This is a genomic window from Chryseobacterium taichungense (assembly GCF_900109935.1).
In the GTDB taxonomy this organism is placed as follows: Bacteria; Bacteroidota; Bacteroidia; order Flavobacteriales; family Weeksellaceae; genus Chryseobacterium; species Chryseobacterium taichungense.
Window position 1 is genome coordinate 170,309 of the sequence record NZ_FOBV01000004.1, and the last position, 22,548, is coordinate 192,856.

The window sequence follows — 22,548 nt, forward strand, 5'->3', positions numbered from 1 at the left end:
CTCATTTTCCATACTTTAAGTTAAAAAAATTCCCCGAAATAAAAAATCCCAAAGCGAACTTTGGGATTGATGTATCGTAATATAAAATATTATCTGTTTACCATATCGATGTAATCTCTCTTCTGAGCACCTTGATATACCTGTCTTGGTCTTCCGATAGGGTCTCCTTTCATTCTCATTTCTTTCCACTGAGAAATCCATCCCGGAAGTCTTCCCAATGCAAACATTACTGTAAACATTTCTGTAGGAATTCCTAATGCTCTGTAGATAATTCCTGAATAGAAGTCTACATTCGGATATAGTTTTCTTTCCACGAAGTACTCGTCTTCCAACGCCACTTTTTCTAATTGCATCGCGATATCCAATGCTTTATCATGAATACCTAATGCACTAAGGATATCATCTGCCGCTTTTTTAATGATCTTCGCTCTTGGATCAAAGTTTTTGTATACTCTGTGTCCGAAGCCCATTAAACGGAAACTGTCGTTTTTATCTTTAGCTTTAGCCACCCATTTGTTTACATCACCACCGTCTTTTTCAATAAGCTCAAGCATTTCGATTACAGCCTGGTTGGCACCACCGTGAAGCGGCCCCCAAAGTGCTGAAACCCCTGCTGAGATGGAAGCGAAAAGACCTGTGTGCGCCGATCCGACCATTCTTACTGTAGAAGTAGAACAGTTTTGTTCGTGATCTGCGTGAAGGATTAATAATTTATCCAACGCCTGAACTACTACAGGATCAATTTCGAATTCCTGGTTTGGCATTCTGAAAGTCATTTTGTAGAAATTCTCTACATAATTCAGACTGTTGTCTCCGTGGTTAAGCGGTAACCCCTGAGTTTTTCTGTATGTCCATGCACAAAGATGAGAGAATTTAGCGATCATTAGCTCTGCAGCAAGGTCCATTTCTTCTTTAGAGTTTACGTTAACTGCTTTAGGATTGAAAGCCGTTAAAGCGGAAGTCAAAGAAGACAGAACTCCCATTGGGTGAGCAGAACGAGGGAAAGCATCGATGATCTTTTTCATCTCCTCTGCTACGAAATTATATTTTTTAATGTTTGATTCGAAACAATTGTACTGATTCTGAGTAGGTAATTCACCGTTCAATAAAAGATACATTACTTCTGTGAAGTTGGATTTATCAGCAATCTGCTCGATTGGATATCCTCTGTAGAATAATTCTCCTTTATCTCCGTCTAAGTAAGTGATTTCGCTAAGTGTAGCTCCGGTGTTTTTGTAGCCTAAATCAAGAGTAATTAAACCTGTCTGGTCTCTTAATTTTGAAATATCGATCCCTCTGTCTCCGATAGTACTATCCACAATTGGATATTCATACGAATTACCGTCGTAATTCAATATTACTTTGTTGTCTGACATTATTTATTTTTTTTCTAAATATACTACTTATTACAAAATACGGCAAACTAAAAATTCGCTTGCCGTAATTTATAAATTCGATTAATTATCTTTTGATTTTAAAGGCTTCTAAGCCTGGGAAAACGGCAGTTTCGCCAAGAGCTTCCTCAATTCTCAACAGTTGGTTGTATTTTGCCATTCTGTCTGATCTTGAAGCAGATCCTGTTTTGATCTGTCCACAGTTCATGGCTACTGCTAAATCAGCAATTGTAGAATCTTCTGTTTCTCCGGATCTGTGAGACATTACGGAAGTGAATCTGTTATTCTGAGCCATTTGTACCGCTGCCATTGTTTCAGAAAGAGAACCGATCTGGTTTACTTTTACCAGGATTGAGTTGGCAATTCCTTCTTTTACTCCTCTGGAAAGTCTTTCTACGTTTGTTACGAATAAATCGTCTCCTACCAACTGTACTCTGTCTCCGATTTTATCGGTTAACATTTTCCATCCTTCCCAGTCGTTTTCCTGCATTCCGTCTTCGATAGAGATGATCGGATATTTCGCTGCAAGCTCCGCTAAATAAGAAACCTGCTCACTGCTTGAGAACTGGGCAGCATCCGGCGTCTGGAATTTTCTGTAATCATAGATTCCGTCTTTGTAGAATTCGGAAGCAGCACAGTCAAGCGCCAACATGATATCGTCACCTGGCTTATATCCTGCCTTTTCGATTGCCTGAAGCAATGTATCCAATGCATCTTCAGTTCCTTTAAAAGTTGGTGCAAAACCTCCTTCGTCTCCTACCGCGGTAGATAAACCTCTTGAGTGAAGAATAGATTTAAGGTTATGGAAAATTTCAGTTCCTTTTCTTAAAGCATGAGAGAAAGAATCTGCTTTTACCGGCATAATCATAAATTCCTGGAATGCGATCGGTGCATCTGAGTGCGAACCTCCGTTGATCACGTTCATCATCGGAACAGGAAGTGTGTTGGCATTTACGCCACCCACATATTTGTATAAAGGCATTTTCAGCTCAGCAGCAGCAGCTTTGGCAGCAGCTAAAGAAACACCAAGAATTGCATTTGCACCAAGATTTCCTTTATTGTTTGTCCCGTCAAGATCAATCATAATCTGATCAATAAGATTTTGATCATATACAGGAAGTCCAACCAATTCAGGTGCAATTACCTCTCTTACATTTTCAACAGCTTTAAGAACACCTTTCCCCATATATTCTGAACCGCCATCACGCAATTCCACTGCTTCATGTTCTCCCGTAGATGCTCCTGAAGGTACTGCTGCACGACCCATCGCACCGCTTTCCGTGAATACATCTACTTCAACTGTAGGATTTCCTCTTGAATCTAAAATTTGTCTCGCTTCTATGTAAGAAATGTAACTCATTGTTCGTTTTTTTATAGTTCAGACAAATTTAATCAATTTTTAACTTTTCAAAGCAAATGAGAGGTAATTTATACGTTTATGCAAAGTTAAATTTTAGTTAATATCTCAATTAATAATTAACTGAAATTTAAGAAAATGACACTTTTATTATTTAATCATAAATAAAAATTAAATATCTCAGCTCTGAACTTATCGAAATCTTTTTATTTTAAATTATATTTCTCCCTTTCTTCAGGCGTAAGTACTCGTAATGTCTTTGCTTCTTCTGCCTTAGCATCACTAGCGGCTGTTTCAGAAATTTTCCCCTGCAGCTCGACTATTAAATTCACAACATTATTAAAGCTGTTAAAGTATTTATCATCCTTGCACTGTTCAGGGAAATTCACACAATGTTCCTCAAGTCTGTATAGTGCGTCTCTAAGCATATTTACCGGCGCCGTTCTTTCTCCCAATTTTGATAACGTTTCTGCTATCTTTGTGATTTGTTCAGCAGATACATCAGCGCCTGATTTTAATTTGGCCGTCAGCTGACTGGTAATATCTGTCGTGGTTGCAATTGCTGCATCCGGTTGAACTTCTGATAAAATTTTATCAATTTTACCGTTATTATCAAGGCTTACGACCGCTCCTCTACGTGTGGCATCATATGACATCTGGTAATTTGAACCTTTATTTTGAAGTTCTTTCAGCGTAGCTTTATGTCTTATATTACATGACATACATGACAAAATAACGAGTAAGTAAAAAACTATTTTCATGGCATTACGTTATAAATTGAGTTTTCTTTTTCATTAAATTTTGCATTTCCTTTTTCAAGCACTATTGCTAATGCTGAAAACTCCTGAAAGTCCAAATCGTCTATAATTTCAGGATCCGTATCTTTAAGCTTTAATATAACTTTACCTTTTTTTGAAGTTATATTCCATTCTAATAAATAATCTACAATTGTTTTCATGATTTATTTTTTAAGTAATAAATATTTTTCACGACTAAGTTATTTAATATATTCAAAGTTATTTAAAAAATCAACGCTATCAATTACACAAACAGATAATTATAAGAAGTACAATTAATGAGTATTCTAATCGTAAATTCGCTTTTACAAATCTATTCTGAAAAACAGGTGTGTTCCATTTTCAGTGGTAATATCACAGTGACCGTTTTGTTCCTGCATTCTTCGTTTCATATTCCGGAGTCCGTTTCCTTCGGGTCTTTCATTGCTAATTCCAATTCCGTTGTCTGAAATCTTCATCATAAATTCATGATTGTTTTGAATAAAAGAAAGTGTTATCTGATTGGATTGGCTGTGTTTGTAAGCATTATTCAAAGCCTCTTTTAAGCATAAAAATAAATTCCGTCTTTGTTCTGTTGAGATAGCTGTTTCTTCAATAATATTTTCACTTTCTGTTATGACAAGGATTTTCGTTTTCTTCAAAAAATTTTGTGCGTACATTTTAGAATAATCTATAAAACTCCCTAAGGTATCATTTCCGGCATTCAGGCTCCAAAGCATTTCGCGCATAGAAATATTCATTTCTTCGGAAGTTTTAAGAAGTTCGTCGATATCGTTTTTCAGATTGTCATCTTCTGCCCGTTGTTTTAAAAACTCCGCCTGAAGTTTTAATGCTGAAATTCCGGCGCCTAGATCATCATGCATGTCATGGGAAATTCGTTCACGTTCTTTTTCTATTGATTTTTGCTTTTCAAGTTCTTTCTGGAGGAGCTGGTTTTGGTATTCGGATTCTTTGAGTTGTTTTTCTTTGAGAAATAAAATCTGTCTTTTATTATACATGAGGACAACAAAAATGATAAAAATCACAAAGATCATTAAAATCCCTATAGCAATAAGGTAGGCAAGTTTTATATCGTCTTCAATATGATTCATGGCTTAAACTTTTATATTTTAACAATGAAATATAAAACATAATGTACATTCCTATATTAATTATATTTTGCCCCAATTTCAGAAATTTCAAAAATTCTTCATCCTCTTTAGCAAAATAAAACATCGGTGTAACTCTGAAAAGAAAAAAACAGCTCCACATCATTAAAGCGGTAGAAATCCAGAATGCCGGATCATCACTGATTTTCCTTTCATCAAAAAAAGTTATTTTATGATAAAACCATAATAGAGATATAACGATATAAAAAAGCGTGACAGTAATTCCTATTTTATGATCGAAATCTTGACTGAGAAAATTAGTAGTGGAAAAAATATATCCCAAGGAAAAAATGGATATTACAATTAATACTTTCTTTATAATTTTTGAGAACAGTTTAAAAAAATAAAATGTAAAAAAAAGAATGCAAAATACAAAATAGACATTATATTGTAATCCTACTTTAACATTCGGGTTTATTATGTTTCTTACAAACGATATACATTCATTAGTGAAAGTAATGAGTAAATACAGAAAAAGATAATTTTGGGCAGAAAAAGAATATTTCCTACCCGAAATATATGATTGTATAAGAGTTAAAAATAATACTGTTTTATATACAATTCCTATAAGCATTTTTCATTATGGTTTTAAGTCGCCTGCATCAAAACCTTCGTCAATTGAACCGTTCGAGTATATGGAATGAACAGCAAAAGAAATTCTGTCATGCTTATTACTATCATGATCATAATCGCTATTATCTTCGTTTTTCGCCATATAGAAATATATCATTGCCAGATCCAATCTTGATATTACTTTACCTTCGTTTTCTCTTTTATCATAATATTTTTTAATAACCGAAGTATCATATATCACACACTCAGTGGCTGGTTTACCATTAAATCCTGTTTGTGTTGCCAATGAGGATTGATAAAATTTAATTTTATCTTGTAATTTTTCATCATTTTGAAATTTATTGTTTATCAAAATATACTTATCATCGGAACTAATATTTTTATAGTCATTATTATTTGAAAATGTGACGCCCAAGTTCATTTTAGAATTAAATGCATCCTGAATGAAATAAAACTTAGTGTAAGCATAATTCTTATGATTTTCTATTAGTTTTTTAAAGCTTTGGTAATCCAGAGTAAATTTCTTAACAAGATTCGGATATTTTAATGACATTTCGCCAAATTTTATAACATATTTCTCCTCGATATAGGCAGGAATACTTTCTTTAAAAATAGCCATCGTATCATTTCTACTATCAGATGCATTTCTCGAAGCCTTTTTATTTACACAGCCAATAATGACAAAACCGATCATTATTGTTAAAGAAATAAATTTTAAAAGTCTCATAATTCTTAGTTTTTAAAATGGTTAAGTTTATTAATAGCCTCCACTTTATTACTGACGTGGAGTTTTCTGTAAATATTACCGACATGTTTTTTTACCGTATCAATACTGATGAATTTCTTATCAGCAATTTCTTTATACAATAAACCTTGTGACAGGAGTTCCAGAATTTCTTTTTCCCTTTCCGTTAATTCATCAAAACCTTTTATTTCTGGCAACTTTCTTTCGAAATGCCCCAATACTTTTCTGGCTATTGAAAAGCTCATGGGTGCACCTCCGTTGCAGACATCACGAATCGAGGAGAGAATTTTGTCCATGCTTTCACCTTTTACCAGATATCCCATTGCACCGGCTTTTAAAGAATTAAAAACTTTTTCATCATCTTCAAAACTGGTACACATGATAAAATAAGTGTCCGGAAGTTTGTTTTTAAGTTTCTCGATGATTTCAATTCCTAGCATATCCTGCAGTTGAATATCCATCATTACTACATTAGGAGAAATATCAAAGAGATTTTCTAAAGCCTCATTTCCATTGAAGAACTGAGCAACAACTTTCATATCATCCTGATAATTGATGACTTTCTTCAATGCATTATTGTAGTTTTTTTCGTCTTCTACGATAGCTATAGAAATACTCATGTCTTGATTGTTTAGTTACAAATTTCACCAGAAAATAAAGAAAAGTCAATTACTCTTTCGGGTAATTTTAAAAGTTTTAAGTTTCATTTATTGGTTTAGTTTTTGTTTTTATTAAATTTAGTAAAAATTTTATTTCATTTCTAAATTATTTAATAATCAATACATTAAAAAAAATTAACATCATGAAAAAGGGGATTCTTATTGCACTTGGAATGATTATGCTATCGTTAACAAGCTGTAAAAAAAGTGAAAGCGGGAATAAAAACGTAATAAAATCAGACAGTTCAGGGGTAGTATTAGCTGATAATGGTAAAGTGGACTCTACCGTTCAGTACGAAACTGATATTAATGGGAAAAAGTATATAAAAACAGATTACGTTTATAAAGCAACTGATGGCAGCCTTGCAAAAGTAGTTTTTAATTATGATGAAAAAACAATGAGCGTCAGAAGCAATAATAAAACTTTTATCTTAAAAAAAGTTGAATCTAAAGGGAACGAAACAATATATGAAAAAATGGACATGAAAGCCACTGTGAAAGGTGACAGCCTCATTCTTGATCAGGGAAATAATATCATTCAGCTGGTAAAAACGAAAATTTAAGCATAAAAAAACCGCTCAGCAATCTGGGCGGTTTTCTATTTATATCTGAATGAATATTATTCTTCAGTTTTTTCCTCTGTAGAATCAGCAGCTTCAGCAGTTGGCTCAGCAGCTTTTTCTTCTACTACAGGAGCTTCAGCAACGACAGCTTCTTTTTTAGCCGTTGTAGATCTTCTGCTTCTTCTTGTAGCTTTTTTCTCTTCAGCATTAGGATTGTAAAGCTCATTGAAGTCTACCAATTCGATAAGAGCAGTATCAGCAGCATCACCTGGTCTGAAACCTGTTTTAATGATTCTTGTATAACCACCGTTTCTCTCCGCGATTTTAGGAGCTACTGTTCTGAACAATTCAGCAACAGCTTCTTTATTTTGAAGATAAGAGAAAACAACTCTTCTGTTATGTGTAGTATCTTCTTTTGCTTTTGTTAATAGAGGCTCAACATATACTCTCAAAGCTTTTGCTTTAGCTACAGTAGTGTTGATTCTTTTATGCTCAATTAGAGAACAAGCCATATTAGAAAGTAAAGCACTTCTGTGAGAAGCTGTTCTTCCTAAGTGATTGAATTTTTTACCGTGTCTCATTATTAATTATTTATCAGCGTCTAACTTATATTTTGCAACGTCGAAACCGAAGTTAAGACCTTTTGAATGCACTAATTCTTCTAGTTCTGTCAAAGATTTTTTACCAAAATTTCTGAATTTCATCAAATCAGACTTACTGTAAGAAACCAATTCTCCAAGAGTTTCTACTTCAGCCGCCTTCAGACAGTTAAGGGCTCTTACGGAAAGATCCATATCTGCTAGTTTAGACTTAAGGAGTTGTCTTGTATGAAGCGTTTCCTCATCATATTGGATAGATGCTTTTACGGCTTCTGTTTCAAGCGTGATTCTCTCATCAGAGAACAGCATGAAGTGATAGATTAATATCTTGGAAGCTTCTGTTAAAGCATTCTGCGGACTGATAGATCCGTCAGTTTCTATATCTAATACAAGTTTTTCGTAGTCTGTTTTTTGCTCTACACGATAATTTTCAATGCTATACTGTACTTTCTTGATTGGCGTGAAAATAGAGTCGATTGCAATAGTACCTACAGGTGCATTGTTTGACTTATTCTGTTCAGAAGGAACATATCCTCTACCTTTTTCAATATTGAAAGTAATTTCGAAAGTTACATCACTGTTTAGGTTACAGATCACCAAATCCGGGTTTAATACCTCAAATCCGTTGATTGATTTTCCTAAATCACCAGCAGTAATAACCGTCTGTCCTGAAACTTTGGCAACAACCTGCTCATTAGACTGGTTTTCTGCCGTAGCTTTTAATCTTACCTGCTTAAGGTTAAGAATAATTTCGGTAACATCTTCGATTACTCCTGGAATAGTTGAAAATTCGTGCTCTACACCTTCTATTTTGATAGATGAAATAGCATAACCTTCCAGAGAAGAAAGCAACACTCTTCTCAAAGCATTACCGATTGTAAGCCCGAAACCTGGTTCTAGTGGTCTGAATTCAAATTGACCTCTAAATTCATCAGAGTTAAGTAAAATTACTTTATCGGGTTTTATGAATTGTAAAATTGCCATATTATTGGGTTGAGCAAAAATTTGATTAAAAAATTATTTAGAGTAAAGTTCGACGATAAGCTGTTCCTTGATGTCTTCCGGAATTTGGATTCTCTCAGGAGCAGAAACGAAAGTACCTTCTTTCTTCTCATCGTTGAATTGTAACCACTCATAATTTGCTTTAGAAGCTAATGCGTTTGTAACAACTTCAAGAGACTTAGATTTTTCTCTTACAGCGATTACATCACCTGCTTTTAGCAAATAAGATGGAATATTTACCAGCTCTCCGTTCACAGTAATGTGTCTGTGAGAAACAAGCTGTCTAGCAGCAGATCTTGTTTTAGCAAAACCTAATCTGTAAACTACATTATCCAATCTAGATTCGCAAAGTTGTAATAGAACTTCACCTGTTACACCTTTACTTCTGTGTGCTTTGTCGAATAAGTTAGCAAACTGTCTTTCTAAGATACCGTACGTATATTTAGCTTTTTGTTTTTCAGCCAACTGAACTGCGTATTCAGATTTTTTAGCACCTCTTCTTTTGTTAGGACCGTGTTGTCCTGGCGGTTGGTTTTTTCTTTTCTCGAAGTTTTTATCATCTCCGTAGATTGCAGCACCAAACTTTCTAGCAATCTTAGTTTTAGGTCCAATATATCTTGCCATAATGGGTAAATTCTAAAAATTAAACTCTTCTTCTTTTTGGTGGTCTACATCCATTGTGTGGCATAGGAGTCACATCAATGATTTCGCTAACTTCAATTCCTGAATTGTGAATAGATCTGATCGCAGATTCTCTACCTGCACCCGGACCTTTCACAAACACCTTTACTCTTCTTAAACCAGCTTCGTGAGCTACAGCAGAGCAATTTTCAGCTGCCATTTGAGCAGCAAATGGAGTATTCTTTTTAGAACCTCTGAAACCCATTTTACCGGCAGAAGCCCAAGAGATAACCTCTCCGTTTTTATTTGTTAAAGAAATGATGATGTTATTGAAAGAAGCCTGAATATGAGCTTCACCAATAGCCTCAACTTTTACTTTTCTTTTCTTAACTACTTTAGTTTGTTTTGCCATAATTCCTAACGATTATTTACTAGCTTTTTTCTTGTTAGCAACAGTTTTTCTCTTTCCTTTACGGGTTCTAGAGTTGTTTTTCGTTCTCTGGCCTCTTAAAGGTAATCCAAGTCTGTGACGTATTCCTCGTTGGCATCCTATGTCCATTAATCGCTTAATGTTCAATTGCACTTCAGATCTTAATTCTCCTTCTACTTTTACGTTTTCAGAGATATAGTTTCTGATTGCAGCCAATTCATCGTCATTCCATTCGTTGACTTTCTTGTCTTCGCTGATACCGGCAGCTTTAAGGATTTCTGAAGAAGTACTTCTTCCAATTCCGTAGATGTAAGTTAAACCGATAACACCTCTTTTGTTTTTTGGTAAATCAATACCTGAAATTCTCGCCATAATTTAATGTTAGCCTTGTCTTTGTTTAAATTTTGGGTTCTTCTTGTTGATTACGAATAGTACACCTTTTCTGCGTACGATCTTGCAATCAGCGCTTCTTTTTTTAATTGATGCTCTTACTTTCATTTGAAAATATTTATTTTTTAACAATAGCCAAATGGAACGAGTGCTCCACTTGGCAGATTGTATTAATATCTAAATGTAATTCTCCCCTTCGACAAATCGTAAGGAGACATTTCTAATTTTACCTTATCACCAGGTAATAACTTAATATAGTGCATACGCATTTTACCAGAGATATGAGCAATAAGAACATGCCCATTTTCCAGCTCAACACGGAACTGAGCGTTCGAAAGTGCTTCCGTTATAACGCCGTCTTGTTCAATATGTTTTTGTTTTGCCATAAATTAATATCCAGTCGTTCTTGATAATTTAGACTGCATTAAGCCATCATAATGATGGTTCAGCAGATAGGTATTAATCTGTTGAACAGTATCTAAAATTACTCCCACCATAATCAATAGTGACGTTCCCCCGAAAAATAAGGCGAACGCATCTGTCTGAACAAAGCTTCCGTGTACAATTGCCGGAAGGACTGCAAAGATAGATAAAAAAATCGCACCTGGCAAGGTAATTTTTGATAAAATATCATCTAAATAATCAGCGGTTTCTTTTCCTGGTCTCACTTTTGGTACTAAACCTCCGTTTCTCTTCAAATCATCAGCCATTTGGTTTACCGGAATTGTGATCGCAGTATAGAAGAATGAGAAAATAATAATCAATAGCGCAAACAATACATTGTACTGCCAGCTAAAAACATTCTTGAAACCTGCAAGAAAAGTGTTTGACTCATCTACTTTTGTTAATAACCCCGGCACGAACATCAGCGCCTGTGCGAAGATGATCGGCATTACACCGGCAGCATTCACTTTCAATGGAATCCACTGTCTTGCTCCTTGCATAAGATTTCTGTTTACACCTCCTCTCGCCTGAGCTCTGCTTACATACTGGATCGGGATTTTTCTAACAGCAACGGATAATACCACCGCCAAAAGTACAACCAACATCCAGAAAATTACTTCAATAAGGATCATGATTGATCCCATTCCTCCTTTTCCGTTCTGAACTGCCATTTCCTGTACGAATGCTTCAGGTAATCTTGAAAGAATCCCCACCATAATAAGGATAGAGATACCGTTTCCGATTCCTTTGTCGGTGATTTTTTCACCCAACCACATCGCGAATACTGAACCGGCAACCAAAATAACGATACTTGGCAACCAGAACATGATAGAATTTGGCTCTACATAATATGCAGATGAGAACTGAGCATACGGTAAGAATAATTGAGTAATAGAAGTTAAATAAGAAGGTGCCTGTACAAGACAAACTCCGATCGTTAACCATCTAGTAATCTGGTTCAATGTATTTCTACCTGACTCTCCATCTTTCTGAAGCTTCTGAAGATAAGGAATAGCCATCCCCATCAACTGAACAATAATAGAAGCAGAAATATAAGGCATGATACCTAACGCCATTACGGAAGCGTGGCTGAAAGCACCCCCCGTAAACGACGAAAGCAAGCCAAGGAGACCAGCTCCTTGCTTGTTACCGCCTTGATTTTTATAATGCTCTAAGAGATCTCCTACTTCTGCAAGGTTAATCGCAGGTAAAGAGATATAAGATGCGAATCTATACACAAGGATAATCCCTAAAGTAAAGATAATTTTATCTCGTAATTCTTTAAGGCTCCAAATATTTTTGAGGGTTTGTATAAATTCTTTCATTAGTAATTATTATAAGGTAATTGCTTTTCCACCTGCTTTAGCAATAAGCTCTTCAGCAGATTTAGTGAACTTGTCAGCAGAGATTGAAACCGCAGATTTCAATTCTCCTCTACCCATAATTTTCACTAATTCGTTTTTAGTAATTAAACCGTTTTCAATTAAAACTTCTCTTGTAATATCTCCTGTGATAGATTTATTCTCGATTAAAGTCTGGATTGTATCAAGGTTAATTCCTCTAAACTCTTTTCTGTTTACGTTTTTGAATCCGAATTTAGGTAATCTTCTTTGCAAAGGCATCTGACCCCCTTCAAAACCGATCTTCTGAGAATAACCCGCTCTTGATTTCTGTCCTTTGTGACCTTTTGTAGAAGTACCACCTTTTCCGCTACCTTGTCCTCTACCAATTCTTTTTGAATTGAAAGTAGATCCTGCAGCTGGCTTTATGTTGTTTAAATTCATTTTAAAATTATTTTAAAAATTATTTTTGAACTTCAAGTAAGTGACTAACTGCAGCTATCATTCCTAAGATAGAAGGAGTAGCTTCGTGTTCTACAACTTGGTGAAGTTTCTTAAATCCTAATGCTTCAAGCGTTCTCTTTTGGGTTTTTGTTCTTCCAATAGCGCTTCTTACTTGTTTTACTTTGATTGTTGCCATTGTTTATATATTAACCGTTAAACACTTTACTTAGAGAAACTCCTCTCATTCTAGCGATTTCTTCAGGTCTTCTGATATCCAATAACGCTTTGAAAGTAGCTTTCACCACGTTGTGAGGGTTAGAAGATCCTTTTGATTTTGAAAGGATATCGTGAATACCAGCAGATTCTAATACCGCTCTTACCGCACCACCGGCGATAAGCCCTGTACCGTGAGAAGCAGGTCTTAAAAAGATATCTGCACCACCGTATCTGGCAGTAGTCTGGTGAGGGATTGTGTGGTTCATTACAGGAACTTTCACAAGGTTTTTCTTAGCATCTTCAACTGCTTTAGCAATTGCAGAAGCAACTTCCTTAGATTTTCCTAGTCCGTAACCGATTACTCCTTCTTCATTTCCTACAACTACGATTGCAGAAAATCCGAAAGCTCTACCCCCTTTAGTTACTTTTGTTACTCTGTTAACAGCTACGAGACGATCTTTAAGTTCTAATCCTCCCGGTTTTACTCTTTCTATATTATCTAGTCCTAACATATTTCCGAAATTTAATGATTAGAATTTAAGTCCACCTTCTCTCGCACCATCAGCTAGAGCTTTAATTCTCCCGTGATATACGAATCCGTTTCTATCAAATACAATATTTTCGATTCCTGCAGCGATAGCTTTAGCAGCGATAGCTTTACCTACAGCAGCAGAAACTTCAGTCTTAGTTCCGTTAGCTTCAACCCCCTTCTCTCTTGAAGAAGCAGAAGCTAAAGTTTTTCCACTGTTATCGTCGATTAACTGAGCGTAAATTTCCTTATTACTTTTGTATACAGATAATCTTGGCAATTCAGAAGATCCAGAGATTTTTCCTCTTACTCTTCTTTTGATTCTTATTCTTTTTTCTACTTTACTTAATGCCATAATACTTATAATTTATTAAGCAGATTTACCAGCTTTACGTCTAACAATTTCTCCTACGAATCTTACACCTTTTCCTTTGTATGGCTCAGGCTTTCTGAAAGAACGGATCTTTGCAGCTACCATCCCTAGAAGTTGGTTGTCGTGAGACGTTAAAGTAATAATTGGGTTTTTACCTTTTTCAGTCAATGTATCAACTTTTACTTCGCTAGGAAGTTCCAATACGATACCGTGAGAGAATCCTAAAGCCAACTCAAGTTTTTGACCTGCGTGTGAAGCTCTATATCCTACCCCTACTAATTCCAGTTTCTTTTCGAAACCTTGATTTACACCAACAATCATGTTGTTGATCAACGCTCTGTATAAACCGTGAAGCGCTTTGTGTTGTTTAGCTTCAGATGGTCTGTTTACGTTCAGCTCTCCATCTTTCTGTTCTATAGTAATTCCGCCTGTAAGCTCCTGAGAAAGTTCTCCTTTAGGACCTTTTACAGTTACCACACCATTATTTTCAGTGATTGTAACTCCTGCTGGAACTGTTATAATTGCTTTACCAATTCTTGACATTTTCCTGTGATTAAAAATTAATAAACATAGCAGATTACTTCACCGCCTACTTTCTCTTCTCTAGCTTTCTTGTCAGTCATTACTCCTTTAGAAGTAGAGATGATAGAAATACCCAAACCGTTTAGTACTCTTGGAAGTTCAGTTGAACCTTTGTACTGTCTCAAACCTGGTCTAGAAGCTCTTTGGATAGACTTAATAGCTGGTTTGTTGGTTTGCTTGTCGTACTTTAAAGCGATTTTGATCGTTCCTTGAACAGCGCTATCTTCAAACTTGTAGTTTAAGATATACCCTTGATCAAATAAGATCTTAGTAATCTCCTTTTTGATTTTCGATGCAGGAATTTCCACCACTTTGTGGCCTGCGCTTTGTGCGTTCCTTACTCTTGTTAGGAAATCTGAAATTGGATCTGTTACCATTTTTCTTTATAAATTATTGGTTAAAGAACAATCAGTATTGCAAGGACTTGAAGCGTAAAAATATCAGACCTCAGAAATCTTCAGTCTGATATTGTTTATTCTTTAGTATCCAGACAACTTAATTGTCCCGATTTTTAACTAGTAATTATTACCAACTAGCTTTTTTAACTCCAGGGATAAGACCGTTGTTTGCCATTTCTCTGAAAGTTACTCTGGAAATACCAAACGTTCTCATGTATCCTCTTGGTCTTCCTGTCAGTTTACATCTGTTGTGTAATCTTACAGGAGATGCATTTTTTGGTAATTTCTGAAGTGCTTCATAATCACCTGCTTCTTTTAAAGCTTTTCTTTTATCAGCGTATTTAGCAACTAACGCTTCTCTTTTGCGCTCACGCGCTTTCATTGATTCTTTAGCCATTTCTTAGTTCTTTTTGAATGGTAAACCGAAGTGAGTTAATAATGCTTTAGCTTCTTTATCTGTTTTCGCAGTAGTAACGAAAGTGATGTCCATCCCTTGGATTTTTTTCACTTTGTCGATTACGATCTCAGGGAAGATGATTTGCTCAGTGATCCCTAAGTTATAGTTACCTCTACCGTCGAAACCATCAGCTTTGATTCCAGAGAAATCTCTGATACGAGGCAATGCAGAAGAAGTTAATCTGTCTAAGAACTCATACATTTTATCAGCTCTAAGAGTAACTTTAGCACCTACAGGCATTCCTTTTCTCAATTTGAAAGCAGCTTCGTCTTTCTTAGAGATCGTACCAACAGCCTTTTGACCAGTGATATTCGATAATTCTTCAACAGCATAATCGATGATTTTCTTGTCTGCTGTAGCATCTCCTAAACCTTGAGATAAAACAATTTTCTCAAGTCTTGGCACCTGCATTACAGATTTGTATCCGAATTCTTCCATCATTGCTGGAACAATCGTTTCTTTATATGCTTTTTTGGGTCTTGCTATATATTCCATGTGTTATTTAAAATTATAAAGTTTCACCCGTTTTTTTGTTGATTCTTACCTTCTTATCTCCTTCGATTTTGTAACCTACTTTGATAGCTTTTCCGTCTTTACCAACTAAAGCTACGTTTGAGATATGAATAGAAGCTTCTCTTTCAACGATTCCTCCTTGAGGATTTGAAGCTGAAGGCTTAACGTGTTTTTTAACGATATTAAGTCCTGCAACAACTACTCTAGGGTCTCTTCCTTCTTTTTTGATCACTTCAATAACTTCACCAGTCTTACCTTTGACATCTTTCTTACCAGTAGTAATGATTACGTTATCTCCTCTTTTTATTTTTAACTTTGACATTTTTTTTAAAATTTTAAATATTAAAGTACTTCAGGAGCTAATGAAATGATTTTCATATATTCTTTGTCTCTCAACTCACGAGCAACTGGTCCGAAAACACGTGTTCCTCTCATTTCTCCCGCTGCGTTTAGCAATACACAAGCATTGTCTTCGAATTTGATGTATGAACCATCTTTTCTTCTTACTGCTTTTTTAGTTCTTACCACTACAGCTTTAGATACCTGACCTTTCTTAGCGTTTCCTGATGGTGTAGAATCTTTGATAGTAACAACGATTTTATCACCAACTGAAGCATATCTTCTTCTGGTTCCTCCCAGAACTCTGATAACCAATACTTCTTTAGCACCTGTGTTATCAGCAACTTTTAATCTTGATTCTGTTTGTAACATTATTACTTAGCTTTTTCAATGATTCTTACTAATCTCCATCTCTTGTTTTTGCTCATCGGTCTAGTTTCCTGGATCAGAACTGTATCACCTTCTGTGCATTCGTTGTTCTCGTCGTGTGCAGTATATTTTTTCGTTTTCAATACGAATTTACCGTACATCGGGTGCTTTACTCTTGTAGTTTCACTAACAACAATAGTTTTTTCCATTTTATTGCTGGAAACCACTCCGATTCTTTCTTTTCTTAAATTTCTATCCATTGTAAAATGAAATTATTGTTTGTTAGTTAACTCAGTGTTTAGTCTAGCGATTGTTTTTCTCAAATCTCTGATTTGGATCGGGTTTTCAATTGGGCTGATTGCGTGAGCCAATTTCAGTTTTGAATATTGAGCTTTAGCTTCAGTTAATTGGTTTTGAATATCACCCGCGCTTAAATTTTTAATATCAGCTTTTTTCATTGTATTCAAAGATTAAAGAGGTTTAACAAAATCGTTAGCAACTATAAATTTAGTAACAACTGGTAATTTTTGTGCCGCAAGTCTTAGTGCTTCTTTCGCTACTTCGTAAGGAACACCTCCTACTTCGAACATAATTTTACCTGGTTTTACTACAGCTACCCAATATTCCACGGCACCTTTACCTTTACCCATCCTTACTTCGGCTGGTTTTTTAGTAATCGGCTTATCCGGGAAGATTTTGATCCATAGCTGACCTTCTCTCTTCATATATCTTGTCGCAGCGATACGAGCAGCTTCAATTTGTCTTGCAGTGATCCAAGCACCTTCTGTCGCCTTGATTCCGAAAGTTCCATAAGCAAGTTGATTACCTCTCTGGGCATTCCCCTTCATTTTCATCTTATGTACTCTACGGAACTTGGTTCTTTTTGGTTGTAACATAATTTCTAAATTTTAGATTTTAGATTTTAGATTTTAGATTTTTTTTATTTTAAAAAAGTAACGGTAATTTAAAATTCAAAATGTTCTAATCTAAAATTTTTAATTATTATTGTTATTATTGTTATTGTTCTTTCTAGGTCTTCTGTTGTCTCTGTCTCCTCCTCTGTTATCTCTTCTGTCAGACTGACCACCTTTTTTCTGTTGTCCCACTAGTGGAGAAAGTTCTCTTTTACCGTAAACTTCACCTTTCATGATCCAAACTTTTACACCTAGTTTTCCGTACTGAGTCAATGCTTCACCGATATGGTAATCGATATCTGCTCTGAAAGTAGACAATGGAATTCTTCCTTCTTTGAAAGATTCTGATCTTGCCATTTCAGCTCCATTCAATCTACCAGAGATTTGAACTTTGATACCTTCTGCACCCATTCTCATTGTACCTGCCATCGCCATCTTAACAGCTCTTCTGTAAGAGATTCTGTTTTCGATTTGCTTAGCAATGCTGTCAGCAACTAATACTGCATCCAGCTCAGGTCTTTTGATTTCGAAGATGTTGATCTGAATATCCTTTTTAGTCAATTTTTTCAACTCTTCTTTCAGTTTATCAACTTCCTGACCTCCTTTACCGATGATAAGTCCCGGTCTAGCGGTAGTAATTGTAACTGTTACTAATTTTAATGTTCTTTCAATATAAATTCTTGAAATCCCACCTTTAGATAATCTAGCTTCAAGGTATCTTCTGATTTTGTAGTCTTCCGCGATTCTGTCTCCATAATCGTTTCCGCCAAACCAGTTAGAATCCCATCCTCTGATGATACCTAATCTGTTACCAATTGGATTTGTCTTCTGTCCCATACCTTGATTAATTTTCTTTATTACCTAAGATTAATGTAACGTGGTTAGATCTTTTTCTGATTCTATACCCTCTACCTTGTGGAGCTGGTCTTAGTCTCTTCAATTGTCTTGCACTATCCACGAATATTTCTTTAACGATAAGGTTTGCTTCCTCGATGTCGGCACCTTCGTTTTTTACTTGCCAGTTGGCAATTGCAGAAAGAAGTAATTTTTCTAATTTGTTAGAAGCTTCTTTCTTAGAATATTTAAGGATATAAAGAGCTTTATCTACTTGCTCTCCTCTAATGATATCAGCAACTAATCTCATTTTTCTAGGAGAAGATGGGCAGTTATTTAATGAAGCTTTAACAACGTCTTTGTTTGCTTCTTTTCTTGCGATTGAACTATCTTGTTTTCTTGATCCCATGATTATCTGCTTCCTTTGTTTTTGTTACCACCATGACCTCTGAAAGATCTTGTTGGAGAAAATTCGCCTAACTTGTGACCTACCATGTTTTCTGTAACATAAACAGGGATAAAAGATTTCCCGTTGTGTACAGCAATAGTTTGTCCTACGAAGTCCGGAGAGATCATCGATGCTCTAGACCAAGTTTTGATAACTGTCTTCTTACCAGACTCTATATTTGCCTGAACCTTCTTATCTAAAGTATGATGAATGAACGGTCCTTTTTTAAGTGATCTTGCCATAATTATTTTCTTTTAGATACGATGTAACGGTTAGACACTTTGTTTTTCTTTCTAGTTTTGTAACCTTTAGCCGGTTTACCGTTTCTAGATCTTGGGTGACCTCCAGAAGAACGTCCTTCACCACCACCCATTGGGTGATCTACAGGGTTCATTACAACCGCTCTTGTTCTTGGTCTTCTACCTAACCATCTGCTTCTACCAGCTTTACCTGATACAGTTAATTGGTGATCAGAGTTGGAAACTGAACCGATCATTGCCATACACTCAGTAAGGATCATTCTAGATTCTCCTGAAGGCAATTTGATGATCGCATATTTTCCGTCTCTTGAAGTTAATTGAGCTGAAGAACCAGCACTTCTTGCTAAAATAGCACCTTGACCAGGCTTCATTTCAACACAAGAAATCACAGTACCCAATGGAATATTTTTCAATTTCATTGCGTTTCCTACGTTTGGTTCTACGTTCTCACCTGAAACTACTTTCTGATCTACTTTGATACCGTTTGGAGCGATGATATATCTCTTCTCTCCGTCTGCGTACTCTAATAAAGCGATAAATGCAGTTCTGTTTGGATCGTATTCTACAGATTTTACAGTTGCTTCAACGTTTGCTTTGTTTCTTTTGAAGTCAATAATTCTGTATTTCTTTTTGTGTCCACCTCCGGTGTAACGCATGGTCATTTTACCTGTTTGGTTACGTCCACCTGACTTTTTAATACCAACGGTTAGAGATTTCTCTGGTTTGTTGGTAGTAATTTCCTCAAAATTGTTTACAATTCTGAATCTCTGTCCCGGGGTGATAGGTTTTAATTTTCTAACAGACATTACTATTATTTATAATTATAATTAATTTACAGCAAAAATATCGATAACCTCACCTTCAGCAAGTTTGATTACCGCTTTTTTCAATTTATTCGTCTTTCCAACCTGAAGACCTTTTTTAGTATATTTCGCAGATACTCTAGGAGCATAAATCATTGTATTTACGTCTGCTACTTTTACACCGTAAGCTGCCTCAACAGCTTTTTTAATCTGGATCTTATTCGCTTTGGTATCTACCAAGAAAGAATAAGTACCTCTTAAATCCGTAAGGTAATTAGCCTTTTCTGAAATAACTGGTTTAATAATAACTGACATGATTTATTTCTTTAAATTTTCCTGGAATTTTTCAACTGCACCTTCGAAGAATACGATCTCACCGGCATTTACTAAATCGTAAGAACTGATTTCGTTGAAGTTCATTACTTTAGTTTTAGGTAAGTTTCTTGAAGATAAATATACATTCTTGTTAGCTTCAGGAAGAACGAATAAAGATTTTTTACCGTTAAGTTCCAATGCATTTAATACATTGATAAAATCTTTAGTCTTAGGAGCATTAAGGCTCAAATCTTCTAAAACTCTGATGCTGTTATCTCTCATTTTCTGAGATAAAACAGATTTTTTAGCTAATCTCTTAAGCGCTTTGTTCAATTTGAATCTGTAGTCTCTTGGTTTTGGTCCGAATACTCTACCTCCACCTCTGAACACAGGAGATTTGATATCCCCGTATCTAGCAGAACCAGATCCTTTTTGCTTCTTAAGTTTTTTAGTAGAAGCAGTGATTTCGCTTCTTTCTTTTGCTTTATGAGTTCCTTGTCTTTGTGCAGCAAGGTACTGTTTAACTTCTAAGTAAACCGCGTGCTGATTTGGCTCGATTCCGAATACTGTTTCGTCCAGAGTTACTTTTCTTCCGGTCTCTTTTCCTGATGTATTTAATACTACTAGTTCCATTTTCTGATAATTACATAAGAATTTTTAGCTCCCGGAACAGCACCTTTTACTACTAAAAGATTCTGATCTTGATCCACTTTTAATACCTGAAGGTTTTGTACAGTTACCTGCTTACCTCCCATTCTACCAGCCATTCTCATCCCTTTGAATACTCTTGAAGGGTCAGATCCAGCACCGATAGAACCTGGAGCTCTAAGTCTGTTGTGCTGACCATGAGTTGCCTGCATTACACCTCCAAAGCCGTGTCTTTTAACAACCCCTTGGAATCCTTTACCTTTAGAAGTACCTGTTACGTCAACGAATTCACCTTCAGCGAATAAGTTTACAGTTACTTCCTCTCCTACTTTCACTTCATCAACGAATTCTCTGTAGAATTCTACCAATTTAGCTTTAGGAGCAGAACCAGCCTTTTTAAAATGACCAGCTAACGCTTTACCAACGTTCTTCTCACTCTTGTCATCGAAACCTAATTGCACAGCTTTATAGCCGTCTTTTTCTAAGGTTCTGACCTGTAAAACCGAGCACGGACCAGCTTGAATAACTGTACAAGGAATGTTTTTTCCTTCTTCGTTAAACAAAGATGTCATACCGATTTTTTTACCAATAATACCTGACATTGTTTATATAATAATAAAATTTATCCTTTATTTATCACCATTTTCAGGAAGTCTGAAGTAATTTCTACGTCTGATGTAGGCATACTACGCCCCTAAAATGAGTGTGCAAATTTATGAATAATTTTATAACTGACAAATATTTCATGCAAAATATTTTGATTTTTAATCAATTAGAGCATTTTGGGAAAATCGAAAGAAAATTCAGGAGAATAATTTGTGAATCTTAAAATCTTTTGATAAGATACAAGGGAAAATTCTGAAATTACGGTTTGATTTTTGTTAGGTTAAAACTATTTTATAACCTGTCAGAAAAAAATGAAAAACACATATAACATATTACCAAAATTGAAGATAGCATTCAATAGTCCTTTTCATTTTTTTGAAAAGACCTTGAGTAATGCTGTAGGAGCTATCAATTCTGCTTTCACCTTTGATGATATCGACTTTTATCAGTAATGAAAGCAGTTAGATTTTTATGTATTTTATTGCTCCTTCTATTTTCCTGCAATAAAAAACAGAAACATCCATACACTTTTTATTACTGGAAAACTAAACTTGTTCTTGATCATGATGAAAAGAAAGCTTTGGATAAAGCTACTGTTCCTTATCTTTATACCCGCTTTTTTGATGTGGATAAATCCCGAGGAAAGTTTCAGCCTGTAGGCGTCATTACCAAAGATAAAAGTTTTGAACTCCGTCAGAAAATTGTACCTGTGGTTTTTATTACAAACCGCACTTTCCTTTATATACAAAAAGAAGAAATTACTTTTCTCGCTCAAAATATCAATGACCTCATACAGAAAAAAACATCTGAATATCATTTAAACACAATACCGGAAATACAAATTGACTGTGACTGGACTGCAGGTACCAAAAATGATTATTTTAATTTTCTAAAAGAATTAAAAAAGATCTCCCGTAAAGAGATCACCTGTACACTTCGACTTCATCAGGTAAAAGATAAAGCCCAGACAGGAATTCCGCCCGTGGAGAAAGTTTACCTGATGTGCTATTCCACTTCTTCGCCTCTGGAGAATTCTGATAAAAATTCTATACTGGATGTCAACATATTAAAAAGTTATCTCGCAGATCTTAATGATTATCCTTTAAAAAAAATAGAAGTTGCGCTGCCAATTTACTCATGGGGAATTGTAACCAATTATTTAGGAAAACATAAACTGATCAATGCTTTATCGGAAAAAGATCTTGAACATCCGAATTTTAAAAAGATCTCTAATCATGAAATTGAAATCCTTAAAGACGGTTTTTACTTTGGAAGCTATATGAATAAAGGCTTCAGAATCAAAATTGAATCTATTTCAGAAAACCAGATCAGGGAAGTTGTAAGTTTTCTTGACAAAAAAATACCTCAGTACAATATTATATATTACCAGTTGGATCGTAAATTTGTTAATGATAAGAATTTTGAACTTTAACATTTA

The 22,548-nt window shown here is 35.3% G+C and carries 38 protein-coding genes; 3 read left to right on the forward strand and 35 right to left on the reverse strand.

Going from position 1 to position 22,548, the window contains the following annotated elements:
• Positions 1 to 89: 89 nt before the first annotated feature.
• The 7 genes from BMW64_RS10050 to BMW64_RS10085 form a co-directional block, all read right to left on the reverse strand.
• Positions 90 to 1,376 (reverse strand): citrate synthase, encoded by a 1,287-nt coding sequence (locus BMW64_RS10050; protein ID WP_089999855.1) that lies wholly within the window; start codon positions 1,374 to 1,376, stop codon positions 90 to 92.
• Positions 1,377 to 1,461: 85 nt separating this feature from the next.
• Entirely contained in the window at positions 1,462 to 2,754 is a 1,293-nt protein-coding gene (gene eno / locus BMW64_RS10055; RefSeq protein WP_089999856.1) for a phosphopyruvate hydratase, read from the reverse strand.
• A gap of 203 nt (positions 2,755 to 2,957) precedes the next feature.
• Entirely contained in the window at positions 2,958 to 3,473 is a 516-nt protein-coding gene (locus BMW64_RS10060) for a hypothetical protein (protein ID WP_089999857.1), read from the reverse strand.
• 35 nt (positions 3,474 to 3,508) lie between these two features.
• Entirely contained in the window at positions 3,509 to 3,709 is a 201-nt protein-coding gene (locus BMW64_RS10065) for a hypothetical protein (protein WP_089999858.1), read from the reverse strand.
• Positions 3,710 to 3,853: 144 nt separating this feature from the next.
• A complete protein-coding gene (locus BMW64_RS10070; RefSeq protein WP_089999859.1) occupies positions 3,854 to 4,639 on the reverse strand; it encodes a sensor histidine kinase in 786 nt (261 codons plus the stop codon).
• A gap of 637 nt (positions 4,640 to 5,276) precedes the next feature.
• Positions 5,277 to 5,996: a hypothetical protein gene (locus BMW64_RS10080; protein WP_089999861.1), complete on the reverse strand. Its 720-nt coding sequence runs from the start codon at positions 5,994 to 5,996 to the stop codon at positions 5,277 to 5,279.
• A gap of 5 nt (positions 5,997 to 6,001) precedes the next feature.
• Positions 6,002 to 6,634, reverse strand: coding sequence for a response regulator (locus BMW64_RS10085; RefSeq protein ID WP_089999862.1), 633 nt, complete (start codon positions 6,632 to 6,634; stop codon positions 6,002 to 6,004).
• 182 nt (positions 6,635 to 6,816) lie between these two features.
• On the opposite strand from BMW64_RS10085, the gene BMW64_RS10090 reads away from it, so the two are divergent.
• A complete protein-coding gene (locus BMW64_RS10090; protein ID WP_089999863.1) occupies positions 6,817 to 7,236 on the forward strand; it encodes a hypothetical protein in 420 nt (139 codons plus the stop codon).
• A 56-nt stretch (positions 7,237 to 7,292) separates the two neighbouring features.
• On the opposite strand, the gene rplQ is transcribed toward BMW64_RS10090, so the two are convergent.
• The 28 genes from rplQ to rplC form a co-directional block, all read right to left on the reverse strand.
• Positions 7,293 to 7,817: a 50S ribosomal protein L17 gene (gene rplQ / locus BMW64_RS10095; RefSeq protein ID WP_027381321.1), complete on the reverse strand. Its 525-nt coding sequence runs from the start codon at positions 7,815 to 7,817 to the stop codon at positions 7,293 to 7,295.
• Between the two features lie 6 nt (positions 7,818 to 7,823).
• Positions 7,824 to 8,819 carry a DNA-directed RNA polymerase subunit alpha gene (locus tag BMW64_RS10100; protein ID WP_029297744.1) on the reverse strand — a complete coding sequence of 332 codons (996 nt, stop codon included), beginning with the start codon at positions 8,817 to 8,819 and terminating at the stop codon, positions 7,824 to 7,826.
• Positions 8,820 to 8,852: 33 nt separating this feature from the next.
• Positions 8,853 to 9,461: a 30S ribosomal protein S4 gene (rpsD, locus tag BMW64_RS10105; protein WP_029297746.1), complete on the reverse strand. Its 609-nt coding sequence runs from the start codon at positions 9,459 to 9,461 to the stop codon at positions 8,853 to 8,855.
• A 19-nt stretch (positions 9,462 to 9,480) separates the two neighbouring features.
• A complete protein-coding gene (gene rpsK / locus BMW64_RS10110; protein ID WP_002983263.1) occupies positions 9,481 to 9,870 on the reverse strand; it encodes a 30S ribosomal protein S11 in 390 nt (129 codons plus the stop codon).
• A gap of 12 nt (positions 9,871 to 9,882) precedes the next feature.
• Complete coding sequence (gene rpsM, locus BMW64_RS10115) at positions 9,883 to 10,260, reverse strand: 30S ribosomal protein S13 (RefSeq protein ID WP_042720400.1); 378 nt, start codon at positions 10,258 to 10,260, stop codon at positions 9,883 to 9,885.
• Between the two features lie 9 nt (positions 10,261 to 10,269).
• Entirely contained in the window at positions 10,270 to 10,386 is a 117-nt protein-coding gene (gene rpmJ, locus BMW64_RS10120; RefSeq protein WP_007839480.1) for a 50S ribosomal protein L36, read from the reverse strand.
• Positions 10,387 to 10,448: 62 nt separating this feature from the next.
• Positions 10,449 to 10,664 (reverse strand): translation initiation factor IF-1, encoded by a 216-nt coding sequence (gene infA / locus BMW64_RS10125; RefSeq protein WP_029297754.1) that lies wholly within the window; start codon positions 10,662 to 10,664, stop codon positions 10,449 to 10,451.
• A 3-nt stretch (positions 10,665 to 10,667) separates the two neighbouring features.
• Complete coding sequence (gene secY / locus BMW64_RS10130) at positions 10,668 to 12,047, reverse strand: preprotein translocase subunit SecY (protein WP_066434454.1); 1,380 nt, start codon at positions 12,045 to 12,047, stop codon at positions 10,668 to 10,670.
• A 9-nt stretch (positions 12,048 to 12,056) separates the two neighbouring features.
• Positions 12,057 to 12,506, reverse strand: a complete 450-nt coding sequence (gene rplO, locus BMW64_RS10135) for a 50S ribosomal protein L15 (RefSeq protein WP_089999864.1) — start codon at positions 12,504 to 12,506, stop codon at positions 12,057 to 12,059.
• A gap of 19 nt (positions 12,507 to 12,525) precedes the next feature.
• Positions 12,526 to 12,702 carry a 50S ribosomal protein L30 gene (rpmD, locus tag BMW64_RS10140; RefSeq protein ID WP_007839493.1) on the reverse strand — a complete coding sequence of 59 codons (177 nt, stop codon included), beginning with the start codon at positions 12,700 to 12,702 and terminating at the stop codon, positions 12,526 to 12,528.
• A gap of 10 nt (positions 12,703 to 12,712) precedes the next feature.
• Entirely contained in the window at positions 12,713 to 13,234 is a 522-nt protein-coding gene (gene rpsE, locus BMW64_RS10145; protein ID WP_034712988.1) for a 30S ribosomal protein S5, read from the reverse strand.
• An 18-nt stretch (positions 13,235 to 13,252) separates the two neighbouring features.
• The gene (rplR, locus tag BMW64_RS10150; RefSeq protein WP_089999865.1) at positions 13,253 to 13,606 is read right to left on the reverse strand and encodes a 50S ribosomal protein L18; all 354 of its coding nucleotides are present in this window, start codon (positions 13,604 to 13,606) and stop codon (positions 13,253 to 13,255) included.
• A gap of 15 nt (positions 13,607 to 13,621) precedes the next feature.
• Entirely contained in the window at positions 13,622 to 14,167 is a 546-nt protein-coding gene (gene rplF, locus BMW64_RS10155; RefSeq protein WP_089999866.1) for a 50S ribosomal protein L6, read from the reverse strand.
• Between the two features lie 17 nt (positions 14,168 to 14,184).
• On the reverse strand, positions 14,185 to 14,583 hold the full coding sequence (rpsH, locus tag BMW64_RS10160; protein WP_029297768.1) for a 30S ribosomal protein S8: 399 nt from the start codon (positions 14,581 to 14,583) through the stop codon (positions 14,185 to 14,187).
• A 148-nt stretch (positions 14,584 to 14,731) separates the two neighbouring features.
• Complete coding sequence (rpsN, locus tag BMW64_RS10165; RefSeq protein ID WP_007839501.1) at positions 14,732 to 15,001, reverse strand: 30S ribosomal protein S14; 270 nt, start codon at positions 14,999 to 15,001, stop codon at positions 14,732 to 14,734.
• Between the two features lie 3 nt (positions 15,002 to 15,004).
• On the reverse strand, positions 15,005 to 15,556 hold the full coding sequence (gene rplE, locus BMW64_RS10170; RefSeq protein WP_089999867.1) for a 50S ribosomal protein L5: 552 nt from the start codon (positions 15,554 to 15,556) through the stop codon (positions 15,005 to 15,007).
• A 13-nt stretch (positions 15,557 to 15,569) separates the two neighbouring features.
• On the reverse strand, positions 15,570 to 15,896 hold the full coding sequence (rplX, locus tag BMW64_RS10175; protein WP_089999868.1) for a 50S ribosomal protein L24: 327 nt from the start codon (positions 15,894 to 15,896) through the stop codon (positions 15,570 to 15,572).
• A 20-nt stretch (positions 15,897 to 15,916) separates the two neighbouring features.
• Positions 15,917 to 16,285 carry a 50S ribosomal protein L14 gene (gene rplN, locus BMW64_RS10180; RefSeq protein ID WP_007839504.1) on the reverse strand — a complete coding sequence of 123 codons (369 nt, stop codon included), beginning with the start codon at positions 16,283 to 16,285 and terminating at the stop codon, positions 15,917 to 15,919.
• Positions 16,286 to 16,287: 2 nt separating this feature from the next.
• Positions 16,288 to 16,542, reverse strand: coding sequence for a 30S ribosomal protein S17 (rpsQ, locus tag BMW64_RS10185; protein WP_076391860.1), 255 nt, complete (start codon positions 16,540 to 16,542; stop codon positions 16,288 to 16,290).
• A gap of 12 nt (positions 16,543 to 16,554) precedes the next feature.
• Positions 16,555 to 16,740, reverse strand: a complete 186-nt coding sequence (gene rpmC / locus BMW64_RS10190; protein ID WP_089999869.1) for a 50S ribosomal protein L29 — start codon at positions 16,738 to 16,740, stop codon at positions 16,555 to 16,557.
• Positions 16,741 to 16,752: 12 nt separating this feature from the next.
• Positions 16,753 to 17,178, reverse strand: coding sequence for a 50S ribosomal protein L16 (rplP, locus tag BMW64_RS10195; RefSeq protein ID WP_089999870.1), 426 nt, complete (start codon positions 17,176 to 17,178; stop codon positions 16,753 to 16,755).
• Positions 17,179 to 17,277: 99 nt separating this feature from the next.
• Positions 17,278 to 18,033 (reverse strand): 30S ribosomal protein S3, encoded by a 756-nt coding sequence (gene rpsC, locus BMW64_RS10200; RefSeq protein WP_072883925.1) that lies wholly within the window; start codon positions 18,031 to 18,033, stop codon positions 17,278 to 17,280.
• Positions 18,034 to 18,040: 7 nt separating this feature from the next.
• Positions 18,041 to 18,439 (reverse strand): 50S ribosomal protein L22, encoded by a 399-nt coding sequence (rplV, locus tag BMW64_RS10205; protein WP_029297778.1) that lies wholly within the window; start codon positions 18,437 to 18,439, stop codon positions 18,041 to 18,043.
• Between the two features lie 2 nt (positions 18,440 to 18,441).
• A complete protein-coding gene (gene rpsS / locus BMW64_RS10210; protein WP_002983209.1) occupies positions 18,442 to 18,720 on the reverse strand; it encodes a 30S ribosomal protein S19 in 279 nt (92 codons plus the stop codon).
• 2 nt (positions 18,721 to 18,722) lie between these two features.
• Positions 18,723 to 19,544: a 50S ribosomal protein L2 gene (gene rplB / locus BMW64_RS10215; protein WP_072883924.1), complete on the reverse strand. Its 822-nt coding sequence runs from the start codon at positions 19,542 to 19,544 to the stop codon at positions 18,723 to 18,725.
• Positions 19,545 to 19,565: 21 nt separating this feature from the next.
• Entirely contained in the window at positions 19,566 to 19,856 is a 291-nt protein-coding gene (rplW, locus tag BMW64_RS10220) for a 50S ribosomal protein L23 (protein ID WP_029297784.1), read from the reverse strand.
• Positions 19,857 to 19,859: 3 nt separating this feature from the next.
• Positions 19,860 to 20,489, reverse strand: a complete 630-nt coding sequence (rplD, locus tag BMW64_RS10225; RefSeq protein WP_089999871.1) for a 50S ribosomal protein L4 — start codon at positions 20,487 to 20,489, stop codon at positions 19,860 to 19,862.
• Positions 20,480 to 21,106, reverse strand: a complete 627-nt coding sequence (rplC, locus tag BMW64_RS10230) for a 50S ribosomal protein L3 (RefSeq protein WP_089999872.1) — start codon at positions 21,104 to 21,106, stop codon at positions 20,480 to 20,482. The genes rplD and rplC overlap by 10 nt, the downstream gene beginning before the upstream one ends.
• Before the next feature lie 315 nt (positions 21,107 to 21,421).
• On the opposite strand from rplC, the gene BMW64_RS20665 reads away from it, so the two are divergent.
• Positions 21,422 to 21,562 carry a hypothetical protein gene (locus BMW64_RS20665; protein WP_177175268.1) on the forward strand — a complete coding sequence of 47 codons (141 nt, stop codon included), beginning with the start codon at positions 21,422 to 21,424 and terminating at the stop codon, positions 21,560 to 21,562.
• Positions 21,562 to 22,542: a hypothetical protein gene (locus BMW64_RS10235; protein ID WP_089999873.1), complete on the forward strand. Its 981-nt coding sequence runs from the start codon at positions 21,562 to 21,564 to the stop codon at positions 22,540 to 22,542. The genes BMW64_RS20665 and BMW64_RS10235 overlap by 1 nt, the downstream gene beginning before the upstream one ends.
• The last annotated feature ends 6 nt before the right edge of the window (positions 22,543 to 22,548 follow it).